The 17,541-nt window shown below is 71.2% G+C and carries 20 protein-coding genes; 10 read left to right on the top strand and 10 right to left on the bottom strand.

The genetic code is table 11. The annotated features are described in order from the left end of the window. The first annotated feature begins 188 nt into the window (after positions 1 to 188). Entirely contained in the window at positions 189 to 857 is a 669-nt protein-coding gene (locus tag ACIBVL_RS22540; protein ID WP_399099049.1) for a hypothetical protein, read from the top strand. A 9-nt stretch (positions 858 to 866) separates the two neighbouring features. Here the strand turns inward: ACIBVL_RS22540 and ACIBVL_RS22535 are convergent, their stop codons facing one another. Then, positions 867 to 1,274, bottom strand: coding sequence for a RidA family protein (locus ACIBVL_RS22535; RefSeq protein WP_399099048.1), 408 nt, complete (start codon positions 1,272 to 1,274; stop codon positions 867 to 869). A gap of 98 nt (positions 1,275 to 1,372) precedes the next feature. Here ACIBVL_RS22535 and ACIBVL_RS22530 point away from each other — a divergent pair, with 98 nt between their 5' ends. The 5 genes from ACIBVL_RS22530 (at position 1,373) to ACIBVL_RS22510 (ending at position 4,041) form a co-directional block, all read left to right on the top strand. Beyond that, positions 1,373 to 1,780, top strand: a complete 408-nt coding sequence (locus ACIBVL_RS22530; RefSeq protein ID WP_399099495.1) for a winged helix-turn-helix transcriptional regulator — start codon at positions 1,373 to 1,375, stop codon at positions 1,778 to 1,780. Between the two features lie 42 nt (positions 1,781 to 1,822). After that, positions 1,823 to 2,317 carry a YbaK/EbsC family protein gene (locus tag ACIBVL_RS22525; protein WP_399099047.1) on the top strand — a complete coding sequence of 165 codons (495 nt, stop codon included), beginning with the start codon at positions 1,823 to 1,825 and terminating at the stop codon, positions 2,315 to 2,317. Next, positions 2,314 to 2,844, top strand: coding sequence for a hypothetical protein (locus ACIBVL_RS22520; RefSeq protein ID WP_399099046.1), 531 nt, complete (start codon positions 2,314 to 2,316; stop codon positions 2,842 to 2,844). The genes ACIBVL_RS22525 and ACIBVL_RS22520 overlap by 4 nt, the downstream gene beginning before the upstream one ends. Before the next feature lie 26 nt (positions 2,845 to 2,870). Continuing rightward, positions 2,871 to 3,695, top strand: coding sequence for an arylamine N-acetyltransferase (locus ACIBVL_RS22515; RefSeq protein WP_399099493.1), 825 nt, complete (start codon positions 2,871 to 2,873; stop codon positions 3,693 to 3,695). A gap of 73 nt (positions 3,696 to 3,768) precedes the next feature. Next, positions 3,769 to 4,041 (top strand): DUF1876 domain-containing protein, encoded by a 273-nt coding sequence (locus ACIBVL_RS22510; protein WP_399099491.1) that lies wholly within the window; start codon positions 3,769 to 3,771, stop codon positions 4,039 to 4,041. Between the two features lie 112 nt (positions 4,042 to 4,153). Here ACIBVL_RS22510 and ACIBVL_RS22505 read toward each other — a convergent pair whose 3' ends face one another. From ACIBVL_RS22505 to ACIBVL_RS22480, 6 genes are all read right to left on the bottom strand, one after another. Beyond that, on the bottom strand, positions 4,154 to 5,317 hold the full coding sequence (locus ACIBVL_RS22505; RefSeq protein WP_399099489.1) for a serine hydrolase domain-containing protein: 1,164 nt from the start codon (positions 5,315 to 5,317) through the stop codon (positions 4,154 to 4,156). Positions 5,318 to 5,384: 67 nt separating this feature from the next. After that, positions 5,385 to 5,831, bottom strand: coding sequence for an organic hydroperoxide resistance protein (locus ACIBVL_RS22500; protein ID WP_399099045.1), 447 nt, complete (start codon positions 5,829 to 5,831; stop codon positions 5,385 to 5,387). Between the two features lie 111 nt (positions 5,832 to 5,942). Next, on the bottom strand, positions 5,943 to 6,404 hold the full coding sequence (locus ACIBVL_RS22495; protein WP_399099044.1) for a MarR family winged helix-turn-helix transcriptional regulator: 462 nt from the start codon (positions 6,402 to 6,404) through the stop codon (positions 5,943 to 5,945). Further along, positions 6,401 to 7,159, bottom strand: coding sequence for an energy-coupling factor ABC transporter ATP-binding protein (locus tag ACIBVL_RS22490; protein WP_399099043.1), 759 nt, complete (start codon positions 7,157 to 7,159; stop codon positions 6,401 to 6,403). Before ACIBVL_RS22490 ends, ACIBVL_RS22495 begins: the two co-directional genes overlap by 4 nt. Then, positions 7,147 to 7,908, bottom strand: coding sequence for a cobalt ECF transporter T component CbiQ (gene cbiQ, locus ACIBVL_RS22485; RefSeq protein ID WP_399099042.1), 762 nt, complete (start codon positions 7,906 to 7,908; stop codon positions 7,147 to 7,149). The genes ACIBVL_RS22490 and cbiQ overlap by 13 nt, the downstream gene beginning before the upstream one ends. A 4-nt stretch (positions 7,909 to 7,912) precedes the next feature. Further along, positions 7,913 to 8,971, bottom strand: a complete 1,059-nt coding sequence (locus tag ACIBVL_RS22480) for an energy-coupling factor ABC transporter permease (protein WP_399099041.1) — start codon at positions 8,969 to 8,971, stop codon at positions 7,913 to 7,915. Between the two features lie 182 nt (positions 8,972 to 9,153). Here ACIBVL_RS22480 and ACIBVL_RS22475 point away from each other — a divergent pair, with 182 nt between their 5' ends. Next, positions 9,154 to 9,507, top strand: a complete 354-nt coding sequence (locus ACIBVL_RS22475; protein WP_399099040.1) for an SsgA family sporulation/cell division regulator — start codon at positions 9,154 to 9,156, stop codon at positions 9,505 to 9,507. Between the two features lie 6 nt (positions 9,508 to 9,513). Here the strand turns inward: ACIBVL_RS22475 and ACIBVL_RS22470 are convergent, their stop codons facing one another. The 3 genes from ACIBVL_RS22470 to ACIBVL_RS22460 form a co-directional block, all read right to left on the bottom strand. Next, positions 9,514 to 11,175: a penicillin-binding transpeptidase domain-containing protein gene (locus ACIBVL_RS22470; protein ID WP_399099039.1), complete on the bottom strand. Its 1,662-nt coding sequence runs from the start codon at positions 11,173 to 11,175 to the stop codon at positions 9,514 to 9,516. Between the two features lie 183 nt (positions 11,176 to 11,358). Next, positions 11,359 to 12,993 carry a penicillin-binding transpeptidase domain-containing protein gene (locus tag ACIBVL_RS22465; RefSeq protein ID WP_399099038.1) on the bottom strand — a complete coding sequence of 545 codons (1,635 nt, stop codon included), beginning with the start codon at positions 12,991 to 12,993 and terminating at the stop codon, positions 11,359 to 11,361. A gap of 210 nt (positions 12,994 to 13,203) precedes the next feature. Further along, on the bottom strand, positions 13,204 to 14,991 hold the full coding sequence (locus tag ACIBVL_RS22460) for a dolichyl-phosphate-mannose--protein mannosyltransferase (protein ID WP_399099037.1): 1,788 nt from the start codon (positions 14,989 to 14,991) through the stop codon (positions 13,204 to 13,206). An 88-nt stretch (positions 14,992 to 15,079) separates the two neighbouring features. On the opposite strand from ACIBVL_RS22460, the gene rsmI reads away from it, so the two are divergent. From rsmI to ACIBVL_RS22445, 3 genes are all read left to right on the top strand, one after another. Continuing rightward, positions 15,080 to 15,964, top strand: coding sequence for a 16S rRNA (cytidine(1402)-2'-O)-methyltransferase (gene rsmI / locus ACIBVL_RS22455; RefSeq protein ID WP_399099036.1), 885 nt, complete (start codon positions 15,080 to 15,082; stop codon positions 15,962 to 15,964). Positions 15,965 to 16,188: 224 nt separating this feature from the next. Further along, positions 16,189 to 16,569 (top strand): hypothetical protein, encoded by a 381-nt coding sequence (locus ACIBVL_RS22450; protein WP_399099035.1) that lies wholly within the window; start codon positions 16,189 to 16,191, stop codon positions 16,567 to 16,569. Positions 16,570 to 16,616: 47 nt separating this feature from the next. Beyond that, positions 16,617 to 17,495 (top strand): TatD family hydrolase, encoded by an 879-nt coding sequence (locus ACIBVL_RS22445; protein WP_399099034.1) that lies wholly within the window; start codon positions 16,617 to 16,619, stop codon positions 17,493 to 17,495. The last annotated feature ends 46 nt before the right edge of the window (positions 17,496 to 17,541 follow it).

Raw genomic sequence — 17,541 nt, 5'->3', positions numbered from 1 at the left:
GGCTGAGCATCGTGCCTAGAGGACGGCGCGTCCGACCTTCCCGGTCGGGCGCGCCGCCGTTTTTCGTCCCTGCGGTATGGCACCATCCGGGCTCAGGCGCTCACGCCGGGGGAAATCCCCGGCCTTCATCGAGAAAGCGCGGGGGATATGCGTACGCCGGAACTCCACCGGTTCAGGAGCGTGGGGGAATGAGCACTCGGGTACGGATACACCACGTCCGGCTGGGTGGCGACGAGTTCCGGGTGATCCGGGCGGACCCGGCCCCCGGACGGCTGGCGCTGCGCGACGACCGGCACTGGCTGTCGATGTACGCCGACCGGGACGGCGCGGCCCGGCTCGTCGCCCTGTGGGCGCTGGCCACCCGGTCCGCCAGATCGCTGGTGTACCTGCCGATCCGGGCCTACCCCGCCCCCGAGGGCGTCGTCGGCGACGGCGCTCCGGTCTCGCTGGACCTGGTCCTGGTCCACCACAGCCTGCAGTTTCCGACCGCGTCGTGGAAGCGGATCCGAGCCGGCCTCGGTGCCGGCAAGCCCCACACCGCGACCACCCCGGACCAGGACTTCCCCGACGAGGCGGCCATCGACCACGACAGGCGCCACCACCGCGAGTACCGCGACCACCTCGCCTTCGACATCGCCGCGCACACCCTCTTCGTCGTGGGCAGTTCCCGCGCGTTCCGTGAACACGGCACCGCGCTGCGCGGCCTGGTCGACGAGGCCCCGTCGTATCCGCACCGCCACCCGAACGCCGGGCACTTCTGCGTCGAACTCGGCACCGGCCGCCGGCCGCACGCCCAGTCGCGGCGCCAGGTGCCCGCCCGTCTGCACATCCAGTACTCCGGCAACTGGCGAGTGTGACGACGGCGTTCAGTCGAGGATCGCGGTGGCCTCGATCTCGACCAGGTGCTCGGGGGTGTGCAGGGCCGCGACGCCCAGCAGCGTGGCGGGCGGGACCGGCGTGACGCCCAGCCTCGCGAACGCCCGCCCGGCGCCCTCCAGGAACAGCGGCATCTTGTCGGGCGTCCAGTCGACGACGTACACGGTCATTTTCGCGACGTCGTCGAAGGAGGCACCCACCTCGGCCAGGGCGATGCCGACATTGACGTAGCACTGCTCGACCTGCGCGGCGAGGTCGCCTTCGCCGACCGTGGCGCCGTCCGCGTCCCATGCGACCTGCCCGGCCAGGAAGACCAGCTTCGAACCGGTCCCGACCGACACCTGCCGGTAGGCGTCGATCTTCGGCAGTCCGCTCGGGTTGACCAGGGTGATGGGCATGTTGCTCTGCCTTCCGTGCTCTCTTGTGGTTACTGGGGAACCATAGGAGAGTGGACTCTGACACGGAAGAACGCACTTTTTGGTGACTGGAGAACCTGATAGTGACCAAGCAGTTCAGCGGCTCGCCGGAGGAAGTGGCGGACCTCAGGCGCGCGGACTCCCTGGCCCGCGAGATCTTCTCGGACGTGGCCAACAAGTGGGCGCTCCTGATCATCGAGGCCCTCGGCGAACGCACCCTCCGTTTCAACGAGTTGCGCAAGGAGGTCGAGGGCGTCAGCCACAAGATGCTCACCCAGAACCTGCGCATGCTGGAACGCAACGGCCTGGTGGCGAGGAAGGTGCATCCGACCGTGCCGCCACGCGTCGAATACACCCTCACCGAGCCGGGCAAGGGGCTGCGGGCCACGGTCGACGGGATGTGTGCCTGGACCCAGCGGCACCTCGGTCACATCGAGTCCTCGCGCACTCGGTTCGACGCCCCGGAACCGGACCATCCCCTGCCGTAACCACGTCGCGTGGCCCTTGCAGCGACCGCTAGCGTGCCCTGCATGACGACGACTGCCGGCGCCCATCCCCGTTTCGTCGAGGCCCTCCACGACCTCGGGCTCGAGGACCTGCACTCCCGGGTCCGCCGCTTCCCGGACGCGACCCGCACCGCCGCCGAGGCCGCCGCCGCGATCGGGTGCGGGCTGAGCGAGATCTGCAAGTCGCTGGTCTTCACGGCGGACGGGGAGCCGGTGCTGGTGCTGATGGACGGGGCCTCAAGGGTCGACGTCGAGCTGGTGCGGAAGGAACTCGGGGCGCAGAAGGTGACCAGGGCCGCCGCCGACGTCGTACGGGAGACGACCGGGTATGCCATCGGGGGCGTGCCGCCGTTCGGGCACCGCACGCGCACCCGGGTCCTCGCCGACCGGAGTCTGCTCGCGCACGACGTGGTGTGGGCCGCCGCCGGGAATCCGCACGCCGTGTTCCCCATCGCCCCCGACGCCCTCGTCGAACACGCCGCCGCCACCCTCGTGGACGTCCGTGAGCGCACCTCGTGACGCTGCAGGTCACGGCGGCCGTTCTGCTCGCCGCGGTCACACACGCCGGCTGGAACGCCATCGCCCACCGCATCACCGACAAGCTGGTCGGCTTCACGCTGATCTCCGGCGGGGGCATGCTCATCGGGCTCGCCCTCGCGCCCTTCGTCGACTTTCCGGCGGCCGCGGCATGGCCGTACCTGCTCACCTCCGCCGTCATCCACATCGCCTACTACGCCCTGCTGATGCGGTCCTTCCGGCTCGGTGACTTCGGTCAGGCCTATCCCATCGCCCGCGGCTCCGCGCCCCTCGTCGTCACCGTCCTCGCCGCCGTCTTCGCGCACGAGGTCCCCGACGGCTGGGCGGCCGCCGGCATCGCGCTGTCCTGCGCGGGACTGACCGGGGTCGCCCTGTGGGGGCTGCGCGGGCGGCGGCCCGACCGGGCGGCGATCGGCGCCCTGTTCTTCAAGGAGCGCTTCGGCGCGCCCCGCGTCGCCGCCGCCGGCCTGCTGGTCCTCGGCATCGGCCTGATGCTGCACGCCGGTTGACCGGCGAGATCGTGATCGCCGACACGATGGGCCTGCCGCCCGACGACCTGGACGCCTACTTCCGGCGCATCGGCTGGGGCGGCGACCGCCGACCGGACGCGGCCACCCTTCGGGGGGTGCATCGGGCCCACGTCCGGTCCCTTCCCTTCGAGAACCTGGATCCGGTGCGCGGTGTCGTCCCCTCCCTCGCGCTCGGCGACCTGGTCGCCAAGCTCGTACGGGGACGGCGCGGTGGTTACTGCTTCGAGCAGAACACGCTGCTCGCGGGTGCCCTGGTGGCGCTCGGGCTCGGGGTGACGCGGCTGGCGGCGCGGGTCGTCCTGGGTGGGGGGCGCGTCGAGGACCGGCCGCTGACGCACATGGTGCTGCTGGTCGAGGTACCCGGCCAGCCGGGACGTCCTCACCTCGCCGACGTCGGCTTCGGTTCCCCCGGCGCGCTGCTGGAGGCGATTCCGCTGGCCGTGGGCGAGGAGTACGCCGTCGGCGGGCGCCGGCACCGGCTCGTCCACGTTCCCCGCCGCGGGCCACTGGAACTGTGGGCCCTGGAGTTCCGTACGGGAGCGGTCTGGCAGGCGCAGTACGTCTTCACCCTCGCACCCTTCGAGAAGCCCGACTTCGAGGTCGCCAACTGGCACATCGCCACCCACCCCCGTTCCCCGTTCAGAAGCCGCCCCCGCATCCAGCACCTGACCCCCGACGGCCACCTCTTCCTCGACGGCCGCCGTCTCGTGCGCGTCCGCGCCGACGGCACCGTCACCGAGCGGGAACTCACCGATGAGGCGGAGGCGCGCAGGATCTGCGACGAGGAGTTCGGGATCGACGTACCGGAGAGCACGGTTCTGTTGTCCTGACTCCGCGTGGGTGCGGTCGCCCGCCCGAAGGAGCACCCTGGAAGCAGGAGTTCCGGAGGTGATCGACATGACGATGCACACCGCTGTGGGATGGCACGTCGAGCTGGAGTTCAAGGAGGACGATCAGCACACGAGCGCGGCCGCGCTGGTCCGTCTGCCCGACGGGACCGAGGTACGGGCCCACGGGCACGCCAGCCGGCACCGGGTGGACGCCAACCAGCCCCGGGTCGGCGAGGAGATCGCGGGCGCCCGCGCCCTCAACGAACTCGCCATGCAGTTGTTGACCAAGGCCCACGGGGAGATCGACGACGCCTCGGGCCGGACGTCTCATCCCATCAACGTCTGAGGATCAACTGGCTGAAGATCAACGTGTAGGGATCAACGCATATACGGCAACGTATCGAGATCAACATGTAGCGATCAACATGTGGAGATCAACGGATGACGAGGTACACGGCTCAACCCGTGGCCGCCGTCCGTAGCGCCCGCAGCAGTGCCTGGGCCCGCGGGTCCGCCGTGACGCTCGTCCGGAAGCCGTTGGTCACATAGCCGAAGGCGATACCGGAGTCGGGGTCGGCGAGGCCGAGCGCGCCGCCGCGGCCCGGGTGGCCGAAGGAGGCGGGGGAGAGCAGCGGGGACGCCCCGCCGTGCAGCATGTGGCCGAGGCCGAACCGGGTGTTCACCACGAGCACCCGGTCGGGTCCCCGCGACTCCTCGGCGCGCGCCAGCTCCACCGTCTCCGGTGTGAACAGCCGCACCCCGCCCTCCACTTCGCCGATCAGCGAGGCGTAGAAGCGGGCCAGACCGTCGGCGGTGGCGATGCCGTTGGAGGCGGGGAGGGCGGCCGCGCGGTAGGCGGGGTCGTTCTCGTCGGGCAGGGGGGTGATCGCGGCGAAGGCGCGGCGGGTGAGGGAACGGGGGTCGGCGTAGGCGTCGGCGACGGACCGCTTGGGGCGGGCCCGCAAGCCCCCCGCCGGCGTCGGCGCGTCCACCTGCCCGACGCGCCCCACGCGCGCGCTCTGCGCCGCCGGCAGCCCCAGCCACAGGTCGGCGCCGACCGGCCCGGAGATCTCGTCGGCGATCCACTCGCCGATGCCCCGGCCCGTGACCCGCCGCACCAGCTCACCCGTCAGCCAGCTGTACGTCTGCGCGTGGTACCCGTGGTCGGTCCCCGGCTCCCAGGCGGGCGCCTGCGCCGCGACCGCGGCCGCGCCGAGGTCGGGGTCGGCCGCCTCGGCGGGCGTCAGCGGCCGGTCCAGGACGGGCACACCCGCGCGGTGCGCGAGCAGATGCCGGACCAGCGTCCGCTCCTTGCCCGCCGCCTTGTACTCGGGCCAGTACGCCCCGACGGGCGCGTCGAGGTCGAGCTGCCCGCGCTGGTGCAGCAGCAGGAGTACGGCGGCGGCGACGCCCTTGGTCGCGGAGCGCACGATCTGCGCGGTGCCGTGCTCCCAGGGAGCCGCGCCGTCGACGTCCCGCGTCCCGGCCCACAGGTCGACGACCTTGTGGCCGTCCCGGTAGACGGCCACCGCCGCCCCGCGGTCCCCGAGGGACGCGAAGTTCCCCGCGAACGCCTCACGTACCGGTTCGAACCCGTCGGCCACCGTGCCGTTCACGACCACTTCCACGACGGGTCCTCTCCCTCGCTTGTGACAGTGAGTGAAACACAGGCATGCGGCCTGGGATTCCTCAGCCCAGCAGGATCGTCACGTCGATGTTGCCGCGGGTGGCGTTCGAGTACGGGCAGACCTCGTGCGCCGCGTCCACCAGTTTCGCGGCGAGGCCGGCGTCCATGACGGGGAGCGAGACGCTGAGGGCGACGGCCAGCCCGTAGCCCTTGCTCTTGTTCGGGCCGATCCCCACCTTCGCGGCCACCGTCGACCCGGTCAGGTCGTAGCCCGCCCGGTTGCCGACGAGAATCAGCGCGTTGTGGAAGCAGGAGCTGTAGCCGGCCGCGAAGAGCTGCTCCGGGTTGGTGCCGTTGCCGTCGCCGCCCAGCGCCGGCGGCATCGCCACCTTGAGCTCGATCTGCCCGTCCTGGCTGGTCACATACCCGTCGCGGCCTCCGTGCGCGGTCGCCTCGGCGACGTACATGATCTTCGTCGGACGGGTGTCGACGGCGGTGTCTTCGGTCACGGCGGGACCTCCCCCAGAAACTTGCCCGATTACATCGTGCACAAGGTACCGGCCGGTACGGAGGCGTGCGGCTACCAGGGGGTAGTAACCACGGGTAACCCCGGCTCGGGGCTACCGCGTGCGGTTCGCCGCCGCGTGCGCCCTCTCCGCGAGCCCCCACAACTCCTCACGCAACCGCACGACCTCCGCCGCCTCCAGCCCTGTCGCCGCGAGCAGAGCGCCGGGCACGCGCGCCGCGCGCTCCCGCAGTTCCTCGCCGCGCCCGGTGCACCTGACCAGCACCGAGCGCTCGTCGTGCGCCGCGCGCTCCCGGCGCACCAGCCCCGCCGCCTCCAGTCGCTTCAGCAGCGGAGACATCGTGCCGTAGTCGAGCCGGAGCGCGTCGGCCAGCGCCTTCACGGTCGTCTCGCCGCGCTCCCACAGCGCCAGCAGCACGAGGTACTGCGGATAGGTGATGCCGAGCTCGTCGAGGAGCGGGCGGTAGGCGGACGTCACCGCGCGCTGGGCCGCGTACAGCGCGAAGCACAGCTGGTCGTCGAGCAGCAGCGAGCCCTCGGTCTCCTGGTTCGTCACGCGCCCATTGTCACCGAGCGCGGGTCGAAGCCGAAGGGCAGCTCCAGGCGGTGGGTGCGCATGAGGGTGTCGTCGGCGAGCAGCTCGCCGGTGCGTCCGTCCGCCGCGATCACGCCCTCGCTGAGGATCAGGGAGCGCGGGCACAGCTCCAGGGCGTACGGCAGGTCGTGGGTGACCATCAGGACGGTGACGTCCAACGAGCGCAGGATGTCCGCGAGTTCGCGGCGCGAGGCGGGGTCGAGATTGGAGGACGGCTCGTCCAGGACGAGGATCTCGGGCTCCATCGCCAGCACCGTCGCGACGGCCACCCGGCGGCGCTGGCCGAAGGAGAGGTGGTGCGGCGGCCGGTCCCGGAACCCGGACATGCCGACCCGCGCGAGCGCCTGGTCGACCCGTTCCTCCAGCTCGGCGCCCTTCAGTCCGGCCGCCGCCGGCCCGAACGCCACGTCCTCGCGCACCGTCGGCATGAACAGCTGGTCGTCCGGGTCCTGGAAGACGATGCCGACCTTGCGGCGGATCTCGGCCATGTGCCGCTTGCCGACGGGCAGTCCGGCGACCGTCACCGTGCCCGCGCCGCCGGTCAGGATGCCGTTGAGGTGCAGCACGAGGGTCGTCTTGCCGGCGCCGTTCGGTCCGAGCAGCGCCACCCGTTCCCCGCGTGCGATCGAGAAGTCCACGCCGAACAGGGCCTGGTGGCCGTCGGGGTAGGCGAAGGCGAGGCCGGAGACCTCGAGAGAAGGAGTCACAGCACCCATCCCAACACGCAGACGACGAGGGCGGCGACGGGGAGGGCGAGTGCGTACGACCACTGCGCCCGGGACGCGGTCACCTCGTCGATCACGGGCATCGAACCGGCGTACCCCCGGCTGACCATGGCCAGGTGCACCCGCTCCCCGCGCTCGTAGGAGCGGATGAAGAGGGCGCCCGCCGACTTCGCGAGCACCCCCCAGTGCCGGACGCCCCGCGCCTCGAAACCGCGCGACTCGCGCGCGATCCGCATGCGCCGCATCTCGTCGGTGATGACATCGCCGTAGCGGATCATGAAGGACGCGATCTGCACGAGCAGAGGCGGCAGTTTCAGGCGTTGCAGGCCGAGGAGGAGTTCCCGCAGCTCCGTGGTGGCCGCCAGGAGGACGGAGGCGGCGACACCGAGGGTGCCCTTGGCGAGGACGTTCCAGGCGCCCCAGAGGCCGTTGACGCTGAGCGACAGCCCCAGGACGTCCACCCGCTCCCCCTCCGCCACGAACGGCATCAGCACGGCGAAGGCGACGAACGGCACCTCGATCAGCAGCCGCTTCAGCAGGAAGCCGGCCGGCACGCGCGCGTGGTACGCGACGCAGCCGAGCAGGACGGCGTACAGGCCGAACGCCCACATCGCCTCCCGCGGAGTCGACACCACGACCACCACGAAGGCGAAGGCCGCGGCGAGTTTCGTGTGCGGAGGCAGACCGTGCACGGGCGAGTGCCCGTGCCGGTAGAGCCTGTGCGCGTGTCCGGCACCCATGCCGTCAGACGTTCTCTACGGCGGTGGGGGACGCGTCGGCCGTACGGCGCCGGCGGACCGCCCAGAAGACGGTGCTGCCCGCGACGACGGTCACGCCGACACCGATCACGCCCGCGAGGCCGCCGGACAGGCGGGCGTCGGTCACGTCCTTGATGCCGTAGTCGGCGAGCGGGGAGTCGGCGGACGCGTGCTTCTCGGCCTTCTTGTCGATGCCGTGGTCGGCGGCGACCTTCTCCAGGCCGTCGGGGTTCGCGGAGGCGTAGAAGCTGACGAAGCCGGCCAGGACGAGGGAGGTGACGAGACCGGTCACCCACAGGGTGCGGCGGGAGGTGCGCGCCGCCACGGGCGCCGTGCGCGCCCCGTCGGGCGCGGGCGCGTCGACGAGGGCGCCGTTCACCCGCAACTGGAGCTTCCGCCGCAGGCCGCGTGCCCCGTACACGAGGTCCGGCCGTACGGCGATCACGGCGCCCACCGTCAGCGCGGTGATCGCGGCCTCGCCGATGCCGATCAGGACGTGCACACCGACCATCGCGGTGGCGACCTTGCCGATCGCCACGTCGGTGGTGCCGCCGATCCAGTAGAGGAGCGTGAAGACCCCGGCCGCGGCGGGCACGGACAGCAGGGCGGCGACGAAGGACGCGGCGGTGACGGACCGTCGGGTGCGCGGCAGGATCCTCACCAAGGTGCGGAAGACGGCGTACGCGACGACCGTCGTCACGATCGCCATGTCGGTGATGTTCACGCCGAGCGCGGTGAGACCGCCGTCGGCGAAGAGGATGCCCTGCATCAGCAGGACCACGGACACGCACAGGACACCCGTGCAGGGGCCCACGAGTATCGCGGCGAGCGCGCCGCCCAGCAGATGGCCGCTGGTTCCCGCCGCGACGGGGAAGTTCAGCATCTGCACGGCGAAGATGAAGGCGGCCACCAGGCCGGCCAGCGGTGCCGTCCGCTCGTCGAGCTCACGGCGCGCGCCGCGCAGGCTCACGGCGATGGCGCCCGCGGCGACGACTCCGGTCACGGCGGAGGTCGGGGCGTTGATGAATCCGTCGGGTACGTGCACCGTTCGATGATAGTGGCTTAATGCGAATAGTTCGCAAGAGCGAGAAGCTCGTGCGTTTCCTGTGTATCGCACATGTGAGATAGCCCTGCCTCGGAAGGGCGCATTCCGGAAAATATGCGACATTGGGAGGGGGTCGAGCTCACAGCTCACCCACAGATCACGCAGAGTGAGAGGGCCGGTCGATGTCCGTAATCGAGCAGTACGCGCGAGCCCACATCGTCACCGACGCGGACCCCCTCACGGAGGAACACGCGGCCGTCCCTGTCGTCCTGCGCTACGACCCGGACGACGACCCCCGCTCGGTGCGCGTCGGCCTCCCCGGCCGGCACGAGTGGACCTTCCCCCGCGCGCTCCTCGAACAGGGCCTGCGCGCCCCCGTCGGCACCGGGGACGTCCGCGTGTGGCCGCTGGGCCGCGTCCAGGCCGTGGTCGAGTTCCACTCCGCGCACGGGGTGTCCGTCGTCCAGTTCGAGTCGAAGGCCCTCCTGCGCTTCCTGCGCCGCACCTACATGGCGGGCCAGCCGGTCACCCACTGACCGCGCTCAGCCGCCCATCCGCAGCAGGGACGCCACGATCGGGCCCGCCGTGTCGCCGCCGTGGCCGCCCGCCTGGACGACACCCGCCGCCGCGAGGTCGCCGCGGTAGGCGGTGAACCAGCCGTTCGGCTTGGACTGGCCGTCGACCTCCGCCGAGCCCGTCTTCGCGCCGTCGTCGGGGCCCAGCCCGGACATCGCCTCGGCGGCGGTGCCGTACGCGGCGGTGTAGTTCATCAGCTCCCGCAACTGCGACAGCGTGGCCGAGGACATCGTGCGTGAGGCCGTCGCCACGGCGCGGTCGTCGACCGAGGGCGACACCAGGTACGGCTGGTGGAAGGCGCCCGACTTCACCGTCGCGGCGACCGACGCCATGTTCAGCGGGTTCATCCGCACCCCGCCCTGGCCGATCAGGGAGGCCGCCATCTGGGCCGCCGACTGCACCGGCACCGAGCCGTCGAAGGTGGGCACGCCGATCGCCCAGTTGTTCATCGACAGGCCGAACACCTGCTGCGCCTGCTTGGTCAGGCTGTCGTTGTCCAGGTCGGGCGCCTGGCTGATGAAGGCCGTGTTGCAGGAGCGGGCGAAGCTCGCCTTGAAGGTGCCGCCGGTGATCTTGAAGTCGTCGTCGTTGTGGAACTTCCAGCCGCCGTAGGTGAACGTCTTCGGGCACGGGTGCACCTTGTCCGCCGACGCCAGCCCCTTCTCGATGAGCAGCGACGACGTGATGACCTTCATCGTGGAGCCGGGCGCGAGGGAGCCGTTGAAGGCGGTGTTGAAGCCGTGGTTGGTGTTCGCCACGGCGAGGATCTCGCCGGTGGAGGGGCGCAGGACGACGACGGACGCGCGCGCGGTCTTCGCGACCTGCTGCTCGGCGGCGGCCTGCAGGGTCGGGCTCAGCGTCGTCTTCACCGTGCCCGGGGTGCCCTTGCTGAGCTCCAGGAGCGTCTTGTCGGAGGACTTCTTCGCCTTCGACGCCTTGCCGCGCGCCACCCGCAGCTCGACGCCCGCCGTCCCGCCCGCCTTCTTGCCGTACTTCTCGCGCAGTCCGTCCAGCACGGTGCCCAGGGACGGGTACTTGGCCGCGGTGATCTCGCCGCCGTCGCGGTCCAGCGCCTTGACCGGGGGGTCGCCCGCCTCACCGGTCACCAGGGTGTCCCCGTCGGCCAGAGCGGGGTGCACCACGGACGCGTGCCAGTCGACCAGCGGCTTGCCGTTCTTCGCCCGTACGACGGTCAGCGCGCTCTCGTACGAGAGCGGCTTGCTGACCTTCTTGTACGTCACCGTGGCCTTGACGGAGAAGGGCACCTTGCCGCCGGTGCGCGTGCCGGCCGTGAGGGTGACGTCCGTGATGTGGGCGTCCTTGGTGTAGCCGGTGAGCAGGGCGGAGGCGGCGGTGGAGTCGTCGGTCACGGCGGCCGCCCGCGTCACCTCGCCCCGCTGCCAGGCCGTCAGGAACGTCTGCGCGGTGCTGGTGACCTCGGCCGCCGACGGCGGGCCGCTCTTGACGACCAGCTTCTTCCCCGCCGAGCCGTCCTCGGCCGCGGCACCGCCGTCGTAGAGGGCGTAGACACCGAACCCGGCACCGCCGACGACGACGGCGATCATGCCGCCGACGACGGCGGGCCGCCGCTTGCTGCGCCGCTCGTCGACGCGCCTTCTCTTGCCCACTGCCCTGATCCTCCGGATCCCCAGGGGCTGGGGCCCCCTGCCGCCCACGCCCCGCTGCCCTCGTTGCCCTCACTCACCCCAACGACGGCAACCACCCTAGAGTCCCGTGCTGTGGGGGTGACGTCACGTGTGACGTCAGCCACCCACCTGTTACAGACCTGAACCGGCGGCTTGGGGGATCCGTCATCCGGCCCGCAGGACCTCCGCGACGATCGGGCCGGACGCGTCGACGCCGTGGCCGCCGTCCTGGACCATGGCCGCGGCGGACACGTCGTCGCGGTACCCGGTGAACCAGCTGTTGGACTTCGTCTGGCCGTCGACCTCGGCGGAGCCGGTCTTCGCGCCGATGCGGCCGCTCAGCCTGGACATCACACCGGCCGCGGTGCCGCTGGTGGCGGTGCGGTTCATCATGGCGCGCAGTTGCGCCACGGTGCTCGCCGACAGTCCCCGCGCGTGTGCCAGTTCACGGTCGTCGAGGCTCCGCGGCACGATCACCGGCTGGCGGAAGGCGCCCGTCATCGCGGTCGCCGTCACCGAGGCCATGTTCAGCGGGTTCATCTGGACCTGGCCCTGTCCGATCAGGTTGGCCGCGGTGTCGGGGCCGCCGGAGGCGGGGACGGAGCCGTCGAAGGAGGGGATGCCGGTCTTCCAGTCGAGCCCGATGCCGAAGCGGTCCCTGGCCTCGTTGGTGAGGGAGTCGACCTTCACCTCGTCGGCGAACTTCACGAACGCGGTGTTGCAGGAGCGGGCGAAGCTCTCCGAGAGGGTCGCGTTCTCGTTCGGGGGCATGTTCTTGATGTTGTGGAAGGTCTGGCTCTCCGAGACGGCGGTGGGCGGACAGGGCGCGGGCCCGTTCGCGGTGGTGAGGCCGGTGTCGATGAGGGTGGCCGCGCTGATGATCTTCATGGTGGAGCCGGGCGCCACCTCCCCGAGGAACGCGGCGTTCCAGCCGTCGGCGCGGTTGTTGGCGACCGCCAGCACCTCGCCGGTGCTCGGTTTGACGGCCACCACCGACGACTCGGCGTACTTCTTCACCGCCTTCTCCGCGGCCGCCTGCACGCCCGCGCTGAGCGTGGTGGGCAGCTTGCCCGCCTTGCCCTTCGCCAGGGTCAGCAGCGGGGTGTCCGCGGTGTCCGGGGTGGCGTGGCGGATCGCCAGCTCGATGCCCGCCGTACCGCCCGCCCTGTCGCCGTACTTGGAGCGCAGTTCGTCCAGGATCGGCCCGAGCGACGGGTACTTCTCCTTGGTCAGCACGTTGCCGTCGCGGTCCACGGCCTCGATCGGCGGCGCCGACGCCTCGCCCGTGACCAGGGTGTCGTCCATGTCCTTCAGCTCGGGATGGACGACCGACGGCTGCCAGTCCACCAGCGCCTTCCCGGTGGTGACCCCGCGGACCACGGTGAGCTCGCTCTTGTAGTCGAGGGGCTTCGACTTGCCCCCGTAGGACACCGTTGCCCTGACCGTGTACGGCACGCTGTTCCCGGCCGCCGCGCCGGGTGTGATCTTCACCTGGGTGATGTGCGCGCTCTCGCCGTACGAGGTCAGCAGCGGCTCCGCCTTCTGCGCGTTGTTGGTGAGGTCGGCCGCCGTGGCGGCCTCGCCCTTCTCCCAGGCCGCGAAGAACTTGGTGGTCGTGTCCTTCACCTCGGACGCGCTCGGCGGCCCGGTCCGCACCGGCGCGGGCCCCCCGTCCGCCCCCGAATCGCCGCCTCCGCCGCCGCTCAGCGCGTTCACGATGTTGAAGGCGCCATAGCCGGCCCCGCCCACCATCACGGCGAGCACCGAGCCGACTATCGCCGCCTTTGCCCCCTTACGCATGTGCGACCCCTCCCCGTTGAACCCGTACGGGCCTTTCTGAACGCGTTCAGAAACCCCCTGCTTCGGCTCACAGTAAGCGCAAAGAGTGATGCGCGGGGCCCCAGTTTCCGGAATCGTTAGCCCTGGGTGTCCAACCACATACGTGAACACGGGCTGCTGACCAGAATGACGGCCCCGCACCTGCACCGAGCCGCTCCCACTCGGGCAGGCCTAGACCCACGTATCGATCCACATCCGTGACCGCCACTGGTCGATCGGGATCGCCTGGCCCGTGAACAGCGGCCAGAAGTAGATGAAGTTCCAGGCGACCAGCAGAACCAGGACGCCCGCCCCGGTCGCTCCCGCCACGCGGCGCGTGTCGGAGGAGCCCGGGGGGCCGACGAGGGCGCCGATCATCATCGCCACCGCCAAGCACAGGAACGGCAGGAAGACGACGGCGTAGAAGAGGAAGATCGTGCGCTCCTGGTACATGAACCAGGGGAGGTACCCGGCCGCGATGCCGCAGGCGATCGCGCCCGCGCGCCAGTCACGGCGGAACAGCCAGCGCCACAGGACGTACAGGATCGCGAAGCAGGCCGCCCACCACAGGACCGGGGTACCGATCGCGAGGACCTCGCGCGCGCACTTCCCGCCCGCGTCCGTGGGGCAGCCGTCCGTGCCGGGCGAGGGGGACTCGTAGAAGTACGAGACCGGGCGGCCCAGTACGAGCCAGCTCCACGGGTTCGACTGGTAGTTGTGCGGCGAGGTCAGGTGCGTGTGGAACTCGTACACCTCGTGCTCGTAGTGCCACAGGCTGCGCCACCAGTCCGGGAACAGCCACGTCCAGCTGCCGCCCTTGCCGTCGGTGGCCGCCCAGTTGCGGTAGTAGCCGCCCGAGCCGTCGGCGGGGGAGAGGATCCAGCCCGTCCACGACACCAGGTAGGTGACGAGGGCGACCGGGACGGTGGCAAGGAACGTCAGGCCCGTGTCGTGCTTCAGTACCGCCCGGTAGGGGTGGCGGGCGCCCGCCACCTTGCGGGAGCCGACGTCCCACAGCAGGGTCATGAGGAGGAACGCGGCCATGATGTAGAGCGCGTTCCACTTCGTGCCGATGGCCAGCCCGAACATCAGGCCGGCCGCCCAGCGCCAGGGACGCAGGCCGAGGCGCGTGGTCTCCGCGATGTGCGCGTCGGGGCGGCGGCGGCCGTCCACGTCCGGCGGCAGGGCCGCCGCGAGCCTTTCCCGCGCCTTGTCGCGGTCCACGACCAGACAGCCGAACGCCGCCAGCACGAAGAACATCAGCACCCCGTCGAGCAGCGAGGTGCGGCTCATCACGAAGGCGAGTCCGTCCACGGCCATCAGCGCGCCCGCGAGGCAGCCCAGGAACGTGGAGCGGAAGATCCGGCGGCCGATCCGGCACAGCAGCAGCACGGAGAGGGTCCCCAGCAGGGCCGTCATGAACCGCCAGCCGAACGGGTCGAACCCGAACATCAGCTCGCCCAGACCGATCACGTACTTGCCGACCGGCGGGTGCACGACGTACGCCGCGTCCGTCGGAATGCCGACATGACCGCCCGAGGAGAGGATGAGGTCGTTGGCGTTCTTGCCCCAGTTGACCTCGAAACCGCGGTGGACGAGCGCCCACGCGTCCTTCGCGTAGTACGTCTCGTCGAATATCACCCGCTTCGGATTGCCCAGGTTCCAGAACCGGATCACGCCCGCCAACAGCGTGACCAGCAGCGGACCGCCCCAGCCAGACCAGCGCACGGTCCGGTCCACCCACACGGGCGGCAGCCCCAGCGTCTGCCACAACCGGGGGCTCGGCTGCACGTACGGCGGCACCAGCCGCTCCCGGACGTCGCCCACCGGCTCCGCCGCGTATCCGAACCGGCGCAGCCGTTGCTGCCACGACGACGGCCTCCGGTCATGCACGAGGTCGTGCCCGTCGTCGTGCGCTGTCTGGGCGGGCCGGTGGTCAGTGGAGCCCGTGGAGTCCATGGAGGACGCGGTACTGGTCACCGCGCCATCGTAGGGAACAGGTCTGTGTGAGTCCCGTGCATGGGCCCTACTCGATCGGGTAGGGCCCGCCCCCTGCGAGGATGGAAACGTGACAGTCGCCCCAGGAAACCCGTCCGGAACCACCCCCGGAACCCTCGTCCTCGCCGGTACGCCCATCGGTGACGTCTCCGACGCGCCGCCGCGGCTCGCCGAGGAGCTGACCGGTGCCGATGTCGTCGCCGCCGAGGACACGCGCCGGCTGCGCCGGCTGTCGCAGGCGCTGGGCGTGACGCCCAAGGGGCGTGTCGTGTCGTACTTCGAGGGCAACGAGTCGGCCCGTACGCCCGAACTCGTCGAGGAGCTGCTCGGCGGCGCGCGCGTGTTGCTCGTCACGGACGCCGGGATGCCGTCGGTCTCCGACCCGGGGTACCGGCTGGTCGCGGCGGCCGTGGAGCGGGACATCCGGGTGACCGCGGTGCCCGGTCCGTCCGCCGTGCTCACCGCGCTCGCGCTGTCCGGGCTGCCCGTCGACCGGTTCTGTTTCGAGGGATTCCTGCCGAGGAAGGCGGGGGAGCGGCTGTCGCGGCTGCGGGAGGTCGCGGAGGAACGGCGCACGCTCGTGTACTTCGAGGCGCCGCACCGGCTCGACGACACGCTGGCCGCGATGGCCGAGGTGTTCGGCACGGACCGGCGGGCCGCCGTGTGCCGGGAGCTGACCAAGACGTACGAGGAGGTCCGGCGCGGCCCGCTGGGCGAGCTGGTGGAGTGGGCGGCGCAGGGCGTGCGCGGCGAGATCACCGTCGTCGTCTCCGGGGCGCCCGAGCGCGGGCCCGAGGAGCTCGACGCGGCGGAACTGGTGCGGCGGGTCCGGGTGCGCGAGGAGGCCGGCGAGCGCCGCAAGGAGGCGATCGCGGCGGTCGCGGCGGAGGCCGGACTGCCCAAGCGCGAGGTGTTCGACGCGGTGGTGGCGGCGAAGAACGCGGGGGAGTTGTGACACAGGGGGAAGAGGGAGTGTGAGAGGGTTCACACCCGCTCTGAGCAGGGCGCATGTCGTATGAGCGTGCGCCCCATGTGCGGGCAAAGGGGGCCGGGCCTTAGGGCAAGGGACGCCCAAATCGGCTTCAACAGTGCACAGGTCGGATGCATTCGCCTCACGGTGAGGCGTCCACTGGGTTGCGGGACCCGACGGTCCCCTCCAGCGGACAACAGGAGCTGGCCATGAGTGAGATCACAGGGCACACCGGCCTTCGCAACGGGGCGACCGCCGTGGTCAACGAGTCGTATTCCTTCGCCTGCATGGGCTGCGGGCACGGCTGGGAACAGTCGTACGAGATCGAGCACCACACAGCGGGCGACGGCCATGAGTTCGTCAGGTACGTGGCGAACGGACAGGTGGTGCCCTCCCCGTTGAGCAGGCCCACCTGCCCCAACTGCGACAACCACGTCGTACGGATCATGCAGCCGGGGCGGGTCTCCTCGGTGCGCGTCGCCGCGCAGCGCACCCGCCATCAGGAAGCCGACGCGGCGCCGGAGCCGAAGGAGCCGCACCACTGGCACCTCTCCGATCTCCTGCACCCCTTCCACCGCAGGGCGAGCTGAGCGGAACGCACGGGCAGGCGGGCGTGCCTCTTTCGTAGGATCGGGGCATGCCTTCGAACGCCGACAAGAACGCCGCGCCGCCGCTCCCGGCACCCCTCGGGGTGCCGGTCGCCGACTCCCACACCCACCTCGACATGCAGTCGGGCACGGTGGAGGAGGGCCTCGCGAAGGCCGCGTCGGTGGGTGTGACCACGGTGGTGCAGGTGGGCTGCGACATACGGGGCTCGCGGTGGGCGGCCGAGACGGCGGCCGCGCACGAGAACGTCCACGCCACGGTGGCCCTGCACCCCAACGAGGCCCCGCGGATCGTGCACGGAGACCCCGACGGCTGGTCCCGGCAGGGAGCGCGTGAGCCGGGGGGCGCGGCGGCGCTCGACGAGGCGCTCGCCGAGATCGACCGCCTGGCCGCGCTTCCCCAGGTCAAGGGCGTCGGCGAGACGGGTCTCGACTACTTCCGCACCGGGCCCGAGGGCAAGGAGGCGCAGGAGCGCTCCTTCCGCGCCCACATCGAGATCGCCAAGCGGCACGGCAGGGCGCTGGTCATCCACGACCGCGACGCCCACGCGGACGTCCTGCGGGTCCTGAAGGAGGAGGGCGCGCCCGAGCGCACCGTCTTCCACTGCTACTCCGGTGACGCCGAGATGGCGGAGACCTGCGCCCGCGCCGGCTACTTCATGTCCTTCGCCGGCAACGTCACCTTCAAGAACGCCCAGAACCTGCGCGACGCCCTCGCCGTCGCCCCGCTGGAGCTGCTCCTGGTGGAGACCGACGCCCCCTTCCTCACCCCGGCGCCCTATCGCGGCCGGCCCAACGCGCCCTACCTGGTCCCCGTCACGGTGCGCGCCATGGCCGCCGTACGAGGCGTCGACGAGGACACCCTGGCGACGGCGCTCGCGGTCAACACCGCACGGGCGTTCGACTACTGACCTGTTCGAACACAACTCTGGGTAGCCGCGTCGCTTTGGAGAGTGA

It is taken from the genome of Streptomyces sp. NPDC049687, assembly GCF_044465285.1.
In the GTDB taxonomy this organism is placed as follows: domain Bacteria; phylum Actinomycetota; class Actinomycetes; order Streptomycetales; family Streptomycetaceae; genus Streptomyces.
The sequence above is the reverse complement of the archived record's forward strand: the minus strand, read 5'-3'. Positions and strand labels throughout refer to the sequence as shown.

Bases quoted from the DNA above. Each gene is read 5' to 3' on its own strand.
- cbiQ (WP_399099042.1), bottom strand. From the start codon at position 7,908: ATGGGTGCCGGACACGCGCACAGGCTCTACCGGCACGGGCACTCGCCC.
- ACIBVL_RS22475 (WP_399099040.1), top strand. From the start codon at position 9,154: ATGTCCGTAATCGAGCAGTACGCGCGAGCCCACATCGTCACCGACGCG.
- ACIBVL_RS22445 (WP_399099034.1), top strand. From the start codon at position 16,617: ATGCCTTCGAACGCCGACAAGAACGCCGCGCCGCCGCTCCCGGCACCC.
- ACIBVL_RS22450 (WP_399099035.1), top strand. From the start codon at position 16,189: ATGAGTGAGATCACAGGGCACACCGGCCTTCGCAACGGGGCGACCGCC.
- ACIBVL_RS22490 (WP_399099043.1), bottom strand. From the start codon at position 7,159: ATGGGTGCTGTGACTCCTTCTCTCGAGGTCTCCGGCCTCGCCTTCGCC.
- ACIBVL_RS22525 (WP_399099047.1), top strand. From the start codon at position 1,823: ATGACGACGACTGCCGGCGCCCATCCCCGTTTCGTCGAGGCCCTCCAC.
- ACIBVL_RS22510 (WP_399099491.1), top strand. From the start codon at position 3,769: ATGCACACCGCTGTGGGATGGCACGTCGAGCTGGAGTTCAAGGAGGAC.
- ACIBVL_RS22465 (WP_399099038.1), bottom strand. From the start codon at position 12,993: ATGCGTAAGGGGGCAAAGGCGGCGATAGTCGGCTCGGTGCTCGCCGTG.
- ACIBVL_RS22515 (WP_399099493.1), top strand. From the start codon at position 2,871: ATGGGCCTGCCGCCCGACGACCTGGACGCCTACTTCCGGCGCATCGGC.
- ACIBVL_RS22535 (WP_399099048.1), bottom strand. From the start codon at position 1,274: ATGCCCATCACCCTGGTCAACCCGAGCGGACTGCCGAAGATCGACGCC.
- ACIBVL_RS22540 (WP_399099049.1), top strand. From the start codon at position 189: ATGAGCACTCGGGTACGGATACACCACGTCCGGCTGGGTGGCGACGAG.